The sequence below is a fragment of the Micromonospora phaseoli genome (genome assembly GCF_900109115.1).
Taxonomy (GTDB): Bacteria; Actinomycetota; Actinomycetes; order Mycobacteriales; family Micromonosporaceae; genus Micromonospora; species Micromonospora phaseoli.
In genome coordinates this window covers 1-8,316 of sequence record NZ_FNYV01000025.1, presented here as the reverse complement: position 1 = coordinate 8,316, position 8,316 = coordinate 1, and the positions used below count along the sequence as shown (strand labels likewise).

The window sequence follows — 8,316 nt, the reverse complement described above, 5'->3', positions numbered from 1 at the left end:
GGGCCTACTACCGCCTCGTACCCACCGCCATCGCCGCCATCGCCGACCTACTCACCCCACCCCGCAAACGACCCACCAAGAAAACCCGCTGAGCGACACCGTCAGAGACCCGCACCCGACGCCGTCGACGGCCGGATCAGGAGGCACCGCACGGACGGCACAGGTATAGATCGCAGCGATTGTTACTCGGTGTTCCGCTTCCTAGACTGACCGTATGAGGCGGCGTGCGTTCAACTGGTCCACGCGGGTGATCGGTGCCGCCCTGGGCATCTGGGTAGCGGACCTGCTGTTGCCGGGCGTCCGGCTCGACGGCCCGGCAGCCCGTACGCTGCTGGCCCTGTTGCTGGCCGCTGTCCTCGTCTTCGTCGCCACCGTCGCGTTGCCGGCTCCCGGCTACTGGCTGCTGAACAAGGCGAAGCAGCGGGCCCAGGAGTCGTTCGAGGCCGACGACTATGACCTCATCGACCCGATCTTCGTGATCGGATTGGTCGGTGTTCTGGGCGTCGTCCTCGGCCTGGCGGTCTGGTCACTGGTGGCTCCGCTCGCGCTGCTCCTGGCCGCGCGGGCCGACCTCGGGCTCTCGGTGGACGGCTACGGCGTCGCGGTGACCGTCGCACTGACCACCTTGGCAGTGTGGCCGCTCGTCCGCTGGCCGTTCCACCGGCCTGGCCAGGTGGCGCGCGAGGTCTTCAAGGTCGCCCTCACCCTGGCCGCGTTCGCGCTGACCCTCGCGCTGGTCGGCGGCGTGTGGTTGGAGCCCGGCCCCGGCTGGCTCCAACTGCTCACGCTCGCCGTCCTGGCGCAGCTGTATCACATGGTCTGGTTCGAGGTGACCGGCCCGTACCTGGCCCTGCCGGTCCGGCTGACGTTGGCCGGGCTCAAACTGTGGGTGCTGTCCTGGCTGAGCGGCTGGTCGGAGACACCGCTGCGGATCGAAGGCTTCTGGAGTTTCGGGTTGGCGGCCCTGATCGTCGTCACGGTGCTGTGGCCGCTGCGGCTGCTGGAGCAGCAGCGGCACGACGCGCACGACGACCTGCAACGACACATGGACCTGCACCAGCAGATGATGTCCCGGCCGTACTACTGAGGGTGCGGCGTTCCGCAGCGGTCACCCGTCTCCGAGTGTCTGCGCGATGGCGGCCGCGATCTGGTCCGGGTCCAGATGTTGCGAGTCGAATGTCGCGTCGGCGGGGATCGCCGGCAGGAGCTTGCGGAAACGCTGGTGGGCGGAGTGATGAAACGTGGCGTCCCGGGACAGCTGTCGTCCTGGGTCGGCCTGCGCGCGCGGCAGTGTGACCGATACCGGCGCGTCGATGACGACCCACAGCATGGTCACGCCGTCGGGGAGGGTACGGGTGAGTGCGGCCTGCTCCTGGGCTGTCCCGAACGGTCCGATCGCGATGACGTAGTCGACGGCTGTGCGCATCCACTGGCCGACGAGCGCGCCGTGTGCCTCGTGGGCCGCGAACCACAGGCCGGCCCTGCCCGCGCCGGGCGGTCCTACCATCGCCGCCACGTCGTCGAGATCGGCGACCACGACGGTGTGGCCACGTTCGGTCAGCAGGTGGGTGAGCCGGTCCGCCACGGTGTTTTTGCCGGCCGCGATCGGGCCCGTGAGGATCACGAGTTCGGGAATGAGATCGGCCTCCCCAGACGTCGCCTCGGTCACGCTGACATCGAAGATGTACTCTGCGCCGCCGGATCAGCCTACCGTCGCCGCGAGTTCGGCGGCGTTCTGGAACGCAGCGGCTGCCCGTTCTCGGCTCAGATCGGGCAAGTGCGCCGTCCATGGTCAGCCGACGCCCGTCGGGACGGCCCTGATCGCCTCACCGAAGCCGGTCGAGGTCATCGCCTCGCTGCTGCCGCCCCCGGTGACGTGGAAGATGTTCTTCAGGGGCCCGGCGCGCAACCCCAGTAGCTCCAGGACGGTGACGTCGTCGAGGCCGTTATGCGATGAACGGCGATTGGTGGATATGTCATGACGCTCGCTGTAGTCATCCGCGCGGTCCTGCCCGCGCTGATCCCCCTGGGCATGGCCAAGATCCTTGCCCGGCAACCGATGCGTGAGCTGGCCGCAGAGGCCACCCGGTGAACGTGGTTCCGGTAGTGGTCGTCGGCGCGGGCCCCACCGGGCTCACCGCAGCCACGCTGCTCGCCCAGTACGGCGTGCAGTGCCTGATCCTCGACCGGTGGGAGCAGCTCTATCCCCTGCCCCGTGCCGTCGCCCTCGACGACGAGGTTCACCGCATCCTGGCGCGCCTCGGCCTCCGGGGCGAGTTCGCCGCCATCTCCAGGCCACACCGGGGCCTGCGACTGGTCGACCGGAGCATGCGGGTGCTGGCCGAGTTTCAGCGTGATGTGGCCCCGGGCCGGCACGGCTATCCGGCGGGGAGCATGTTCGACCAGCCGGAGCTGGAAGCGATCCTCCGTCGGAATCTGACGACCTACGGCAGCGTCACCCTGCGCGGCAACACCGAGGTCACCGCGCTGACCCAGCACGCCGACGTCGTGCGGCTCGACGTCACCGACACGGCCACCGGCGAACACGACATCGTCCACGCGCGGTACGTCCTGGGTTGCGACGGCGCCAAAAGCCTGACCCGGTCCGCGATCGGCGCCACCATGCAGGACCTCGGGTTCACGCAACGCTGGCTCGTCATCGACGTGGCCACCGAAGCCGACCTCGGCCAGTGGGAAGGGGTGCACCAACTCTGCGACCCGGAACGCGCCGGGACGTACATGCGGATCGGCAAGACCCGCTACCGCTGGGAGTTCCGGCTGTCGCCCGGGGAGACCGCCGAGGACTTCCGCGACACGGACCGGCTGCATCCGTTGATCGCGCCGTGGACCGGGAACATCCCCATCACGGCGTTGGAGGTCGTCCGTGCCGCCGAGTACACCTTCCGCGCGCAGGTCGCCGACCGGTGGCGCGACCGCAGGGTGTTCCTGCTCGGCGACGCCGCCCACCTCACCCCGCCATTCATCGGCCAGGGCATGGGCGCCGGGCTGCGCGATGCGATGAACCTCGCCTGGAAACTCGCCGGCGTGCTTGACGGCACCCTGCCCGAGACCGTGCTCGGCACCTACCAGCTCGAACGCAGGCAACACGCCACCGCCATGATCAAACTGGCGAAGCTCATCGGCACGGCGATGACGGCCGGCGGCCGGGTGGGCGACCTCATCCGCCGCGCGGTGGCGCCACGGCTGCATCTCGTGCCGGGCCTCACGGACCTGGCCACTGACAGTCAGACGCCCGCGCTGCGCCCGTCCGCTCTGGTGCTGCGGCCACGTCTGCGTCGCGCCCTCGCGGGCCGACTGTGCCCGAACGCCGTCCTCGACGGGCAGCGCCGCCTCGACGACGTGGCCGCCGGGCGCTTCGCGATCGTCACGTCCGCCGAGCCGCCCGCTGCCCTCCACGCAGACATCGAACGGCGCGGAATAGTCCTCGTCGCCGCCCGCGCCGGCAGCGAACTGCACCGGTGGCTGAAGAACGGCCGTGCCCACGCGGCAATGGTCCGCCCCGACGGCACCGTCCTCGGTGCCGTCCGCGACCTGTCGGAGTTCCGCACTCTCCTACCCGACTCCAACGGAAACCTCTCGGGCCCCACCGGCAACACCGGCGGGTAGCCGCCGCCATCCGGAAAGCCGAGACGGCCGCCGAGAAAATCTATGCTCGACGCGCTAGACATTTTCGCCGCGACTGACTAGTGTTCCTGATGTTGACAGACGAGATCCGAGGAAGACGCAGACGAAGACCGAGCATCAAGCAGGGCCCGGAACCATGTCGTGGCTCGCTCGGCACCGCGGTGGACGTAACCGTCACCGCATAGCAAGGCAAGGCACGTGGAAGTAGCGCCCTGAGGCAGGTCCAGGTCAGGGCGAAGCAGGCGGGGCGGTACTGACTCGGCGCCCGGCCTGGCAGGACAGTTCGCCGCACGTGTGCGAGGCCATGAAGTTGCGTGGGGCTTCGACACCGGCGGGCAGCACGACAGCACAGATATCGGAAGCAGAGGAAAGGGAGGGCTGAACACCGTTGGATCGCCCGCCACCAGGACGCAGTTCCGGCTCTGGGGTGGACACCGCAGTTTCCATCGAACGAGAGGTGGTCTCCGGTCACGCTTATGCGATCCTCGCGCCCCACACCGCCGACGGCGGCAGGCGCGGATATGACAACCCGACGAACCTGTCGGTAGATGGTGTATTCGACCCGTAACCCTGGGCCCCGGCGCTCCCGCGCCGGGGCCCTCGTCCTGGAGAGATGTATATGGCCCAACCCGATGACATGTTCGGAGACGACGACTACCCCGCCTACACCATGGGCCGCGCCGCGGAGATCACCGGCGCCTCGCAGGACTTCCTGCGCCGGCTCGACGAGGCGAAGCTGATCACCCCGTTCCGGTCAGCCGGCGGGCACCGCCGCTACTCCCGCTACCAGCTGCGCCTCGCCGCCCGGGCTCGGGAGATGGTCGACCTGGGCACCCCGCTGGAAGCCACCTGCCGGATCATCATCCTCGAGGACCAGCTCGAAGAAGCCCTCCGGCAGAACGAGAAGTACCAACGCCAGCAGGAAGCCGGCGCCTGACGACCGCCGCACGGTTCTTCTCCGCTACGAGAGGGACCGTCTGGCACGCTCCCCCCGCTGCCCCACAGCGCTCGGGCGCGTGAAGAGCCGCCGCTCACAACGGAGTTCCGTGTCGCCATCAGGACGGTTCAGTGGACCGGCGAGGCGGCTACGCTGATGCCACCGGGCTTCGGTGGTGGCTCTGTCGAAAGGCTCAGCATGGCCGGCGTATCCCTGATCCGGATCCCTGTCCCCCTCGTTCTGGCGGTGGTGGCCACGTTGGCGGTACCGCCGGCACCGGCGTCCGCCGACGGTCCGCTCGCGGAGGTGGCCGTCGCACTGTCCGGTACCGACTCAGCCGATTGCGGCGCCTCGACCGGCCCCTGCCGCACCGTCGCCCATGCCGTTGGCCGGGTCACCTCCGGCGGCACGGTCCGGATCGGACCCGGCTGGTACGACGAGAACGTCACCATCCCGTGGGGTCTCTCGGTCAGCCTGATCGGTGCCGGCATGGACACGACCATCCTGAATGGGTCGCAGCGTGACATGGTGATCAACTCATGGCAGGGCGACGCACTTCACGTGGCGGAGTTGAGCATCGTCAACGGGGTCGGCGGTGGCGATCGCGACGGCGGTGGGATCACCAGCATCGGGCCGTTGACCGTGCGGCAGGTCCGGCTGTGGCACAACGCAGGCGGTTCCGGAGGCGGGATCGCGGCCTTCGCCACGGCCAGGGTGAGCGAGAGCATCATCGCCGGCAACACCGCCCGCTCCGACGGTGGCGGAATCTTCTCGTCCCTCTTCGGGCTGATCGTGGAGAAGTCCACGGTCGCCGGCAACCGCGCCGCCGTCTCAGGTGGCGGCGTGTACGCACTCTTCTCGGCGACACAGATCGCGGACTCGACGATCACCGGCAACGCTGCCGGCACCCACGCGAGCGGGATCTTCGTGGTGCACAGCGGGCTACGGCTGCGACACGCCACGGTCGCCGACAACCAGGGACCGGCGGCCCTGATGACCTTCGGAGATCCGCACCAGTCCGCACACATCACCGCGTCGCTGTTCACCGGCAATGCCGGCGGCGACTGCACGCTGGCCCACTCCCCCGTCATCGACATGGCCGACCAGAACGTCAGCGCCGACGGCAGTTGCGGCCGGCGGGTGGCGGCGGCCGACGTCGACCTGCGGCCCCTCGCGGAGCCGGACACCGGTACGACGCCGACCCACCCGCTCGGCTTGGCGAGCACGATCCGAGGCAGCATCCCGGCCGGCGACCCGCTCTGCGACGGCACCGACCAGCACGGCCAGACCCGCCGCAGCTTCCTGGCCGGCGGCTGCGATCCCGGCGCGTACCAGTCGGCGCCGGTGCCCTTCAACGCGATACCGCCGCAACTGAGCGGGCTCGACAGCCCGATCGACCCCTACCTGGCGGTGGGGACCGCGACAGCGGGGACCTGGCCGTTCCAGCGAAACCTGCGGTACGCCTTCCAGTGGGAACGCTGCGATCACGCCGAGCCGGTCTGCGCGCCGATCCCCGGCGCCACCAGCAGGACCTACCGGGTCACCGACACCGACGCCGGCAGTCGACTGCGGGTACGGGTCACCGCCACCAGCGCCGCCGGGATCAGCCAGCCGGCCTACTCGGCGTTCACCGTCCCCATCGGCTACGGCTGATCGGGTACGAGGAGTTGCCCCATCGCGCTCCCTGCGGACAGCACCCGTTCGAACGATCGCGCCGGCCGACCCAGCACGTCGCTGACGCCGCTCGAGAGGTGGGCGTTGTCGCCGTTTCGGATGCCGGTGAAGAGGTTGTCCAACAGCGCCACGATCGGTGCGGGCAGGTACGTCCCCGCCGCCTCGGTCCAGTCGGCTGGATCCACCGGCTCGAACCTCAGGTCCCGTCCCATCGACCGGCCGACCAGGTCGACGGCCTCGGCGAAGGTGAGCAACGCCGGTCCGGAGAGCTCGTGGACAGCGCCCTGGTGCTCGGCCTCGGTGAGTGCCACGACGGCGACCTCAGCGATGTCGTCCGCGTCGATGAACGGCTCCAGTCCGTCGCCGACGGGCAGTCGGAGCACCCCGGCGGCGAGTTCGGGGGCGAACATGCCTTCGGTGAAGTTCTGCACGAACCACGACGGGCGCAGCATCGTCACGGGGACCGCACCGGCGAGCAGAGCGCGTTCGACCTCGGGGAGCACACCGTCTCCGCCCTGGTCCGGCTGGCGGGCCGAGAGCAGCACGAGTCGTTCGAGACCCGCTGTGGCAGCCAGTTCGGCGAATCGGGCCACCTCGACCGGCCCGTCCGGCGCAACGACGTAGGCGGAGCGCGTACCGGCGAGGGCCGGCTGCCACGTCGCGGGATCGTCCCAGTCGAAGCGGGTCGCCGATGACCGGGACACCACCCGCACCGGCGATCCCGAGCGGGTGAGCCGGTCGACGACCCGTCGGCCCGTCTTGCCGGTGCCGCCGATGACGAGCACCGGGCGGTCCTGTCCGAGGTTGGCGCCGGTCCTGGCGCCGATCGAGGTGGCGGAGTGTGAATTGTTCATGGCACTCACCGTGCCGGACCGGGACGAGACTTTCCATGCTCATCAGTCGAAGAAGCATGCGTGAGCGTCTACCCTCGCTCTCATGGACCCGATCGACCTCGCCCTGCGGGATCTGCGCGTCACCGGTTCGATGGTCGGGCGAACGCTGGTGGATCCTCCGTGGGGCCTCTCGGTCCAGACCGATGACCCGTGTGTGCTCGCCGCCGTCATCGCCGGCGAGATGTGGGTGACTCGCGGCAACGGTGCGCCGGTCCACCTGGGCCGCGGTGACGTCGCCGTCGCCGAGGGCGGGGTCCCACTGCGGCTCGGGGACACGCCGGCGTCGAAGATCGACGTGGTCGTCACCGACCGGGACGCCTGCTACGACCCTGCCACGGGCGCCGACCTCAGCGAGTCGTGCCTCATCGGCGGTCGGACCTTCGGTAACCCCGGCGCGTCGGTGTCGGTGCTCGTGGCGTCCTTCCACACCTCCGGTGAGGGCTTCCGTTTCCTGGCCGAGCACCTGCCCCCACTGGTCGTGCTGTCGGCGAACCCCCACGTGACGCCGATCCTGGACGTCGTGGCGGCAGAGACTGTGCTGGACCGGCCCGGCCAACAGGTCACCGTGGACCGCCTGATGGAAGTGCTGGGCCTCGCGTCGCTGCGCAGCTGGCTGCGCGCCGCGCCGGACGACGTACCCTCGTGGGCCACCGCACTCGACGACGCGGTCGTCGGGCCGGCGCTGCGCGCCATGCACGCGGAGCCGGGCCGGCCCTGGACCGTCAGCGGCCTCGCCGAGCAGTCCGCGGTGTCACGCGCCGCGTTCGCTCGACGGTTCACCGAACGGGTGGGTGTCGCTCCGCTGACCCACCTGGCCCGCTGGCGCATGGCCGTCGCCACCGACCTGATCCGTGACCAACCACGCTTGGGCCTCAGCGAGGTCGCGCGGCGGGTCGGCTACGGCGACGCCTTCTCGTTCAGCAACGCCTACCGGCGCATCCGTGGCGTGCCGCCCTCCCGGGCACGACGCCGGGATCCGGCCCCCGTCGGCGCCGCAGTCGACTGATCGGTCGAGAGCCTGTCATCGCCACCCGACCACTTCCGGTCGCCATCGGAGTACTGGTCCCGGATCCACCGGACGATCGATGGCGTTGATGGCACCATGGACGACGTGAAACCAGCGAAGACCGCCTCACCAGCCATCTCACCACTCGCCGGCGAACCCAT

The 8,316-nt window shown here is 69.9% G+C and carries 7 protein-coding genes and 1 pseudogene; 6 read left to right on the top strand and 2 right to left on the bottom strand.

The window, feature by feature from the left end; translation table 11 throughout:
- A pseudogene (locus BMY89_RS29600) lies at window positions 1-92 on the top strand (transcriptional regulator); the annotation flags it as partial.
- A gap of 122 nt (window positions 93-214) precedes the next feature.
- Window positions 215-1,087 carry a hypothetical protein gene (locus BMY89_RS29595; RefSeq protein WP_092383791.1) on the top strand — a complete coding sequence of 291 codons (873 nt, stop codon included), beginning with the start codon at window positions 215-217 and terminating at the stop codon, window positions 1,085-1,087.
- 21 nt (window positions 1,088-1,108) lie between these two features.
- Here the strand turns inward: BMY89_RS29595 and BMY89_RS29590 are convergent, their stop codons facing one another.
- Window positions 1,109-1,669, bottom strand: coding sequence for an ATP-binding protein (locus tag BMY89_RS29590; RefSeq protein WP_092383789.1), 561 nt, complete (start codon window positions 1,667-1,669; stop codon window positions 1,109-1,111).
- A 419-nt stretch (window positions 1,670-2,088) separates the two neighbouring features.
- Here BMY89_RS29590 and mhpA point away from each other — a divergent pair, with 419 nt between their 5' ends.
- From mhpA to BMY89_RS29575, 3 genes are all read left to right on the top strand, one after another.
- Window positions 2,089-3,627 (top strand): bifunctional 3-(3-hydroxy-phenyl)propionate/3-hydroxycinnamic acid hydroxylase MhpA, encoded by a 1,539-nt coding sequence (gene mhpA, locus BMY89_RS29585; protein ID WP_092383787.1) that lies wholly within the window; start codon window positions 2,089-2,091, stop codon window positions 3,625-3,627.
- Window positions 3,628-4,264: 637 nt separating this feature from the next.
- Window positions 4,265-4,582 (top strand): MerR family transcriptional regulator, encoded by a 318-nt coding sequence (locus BMY89_RS29580; RefSeq protein ID WP_092383785.1) that lies wholly within the window; start codon window positions 4,265-4,267, stop codon window positions 4,580-4,582.
- Window positions 4,583-4,780: 198 nt separating this feature from the next.
- Window positions 4,781-6,235, top strand: a complete 1,455-nt coding sequence (locus BMY89_RS29575; RefSeq protein ID WP_092383784.1) for a pectinesterase — start codon at window positions 4,781-4,783, stop codon at window positions 6,233-6,235.
- On the opposite strand, the gene BMY89_RS29570 is transcribed toward BMY89_RS29575, so the two are convergent.
- Window positions 6,226-7,110 (bottom strand): Rossmann-fold NAD(P)-binding domain-containing protein, encoded by an 885-nt coding sequence (locus tag BMY89_RS29570; protein WP_198414185.1) that lies wholly within the window; start codon window positions 7,108-7,110, stop codon window positions 6,226-6,228. The two genes, BMY89_RS29575 and BMY89_RS29570, sit on opposite strands and share 10 nt — an antisense overlap.
- Before the next feature lie 82 nt (window positions 7,111-7,192).
- Here BMY89_RS29570 and BMY89_RS29565 point away from each other — a divergent pair, with 82 nt between their 5' ends.
- Entirely contained in the window at window positions 7,193-8,155 is a 963-nt protein-coding gene (locus tag BMY89_RS29565) for an AraC family transcriptional regulator (protein WP_092383782.1), read from the top strand.
- The last annotated feature ends 161 nt before the right edge of the window (window positions 8,156-8,316 follow it).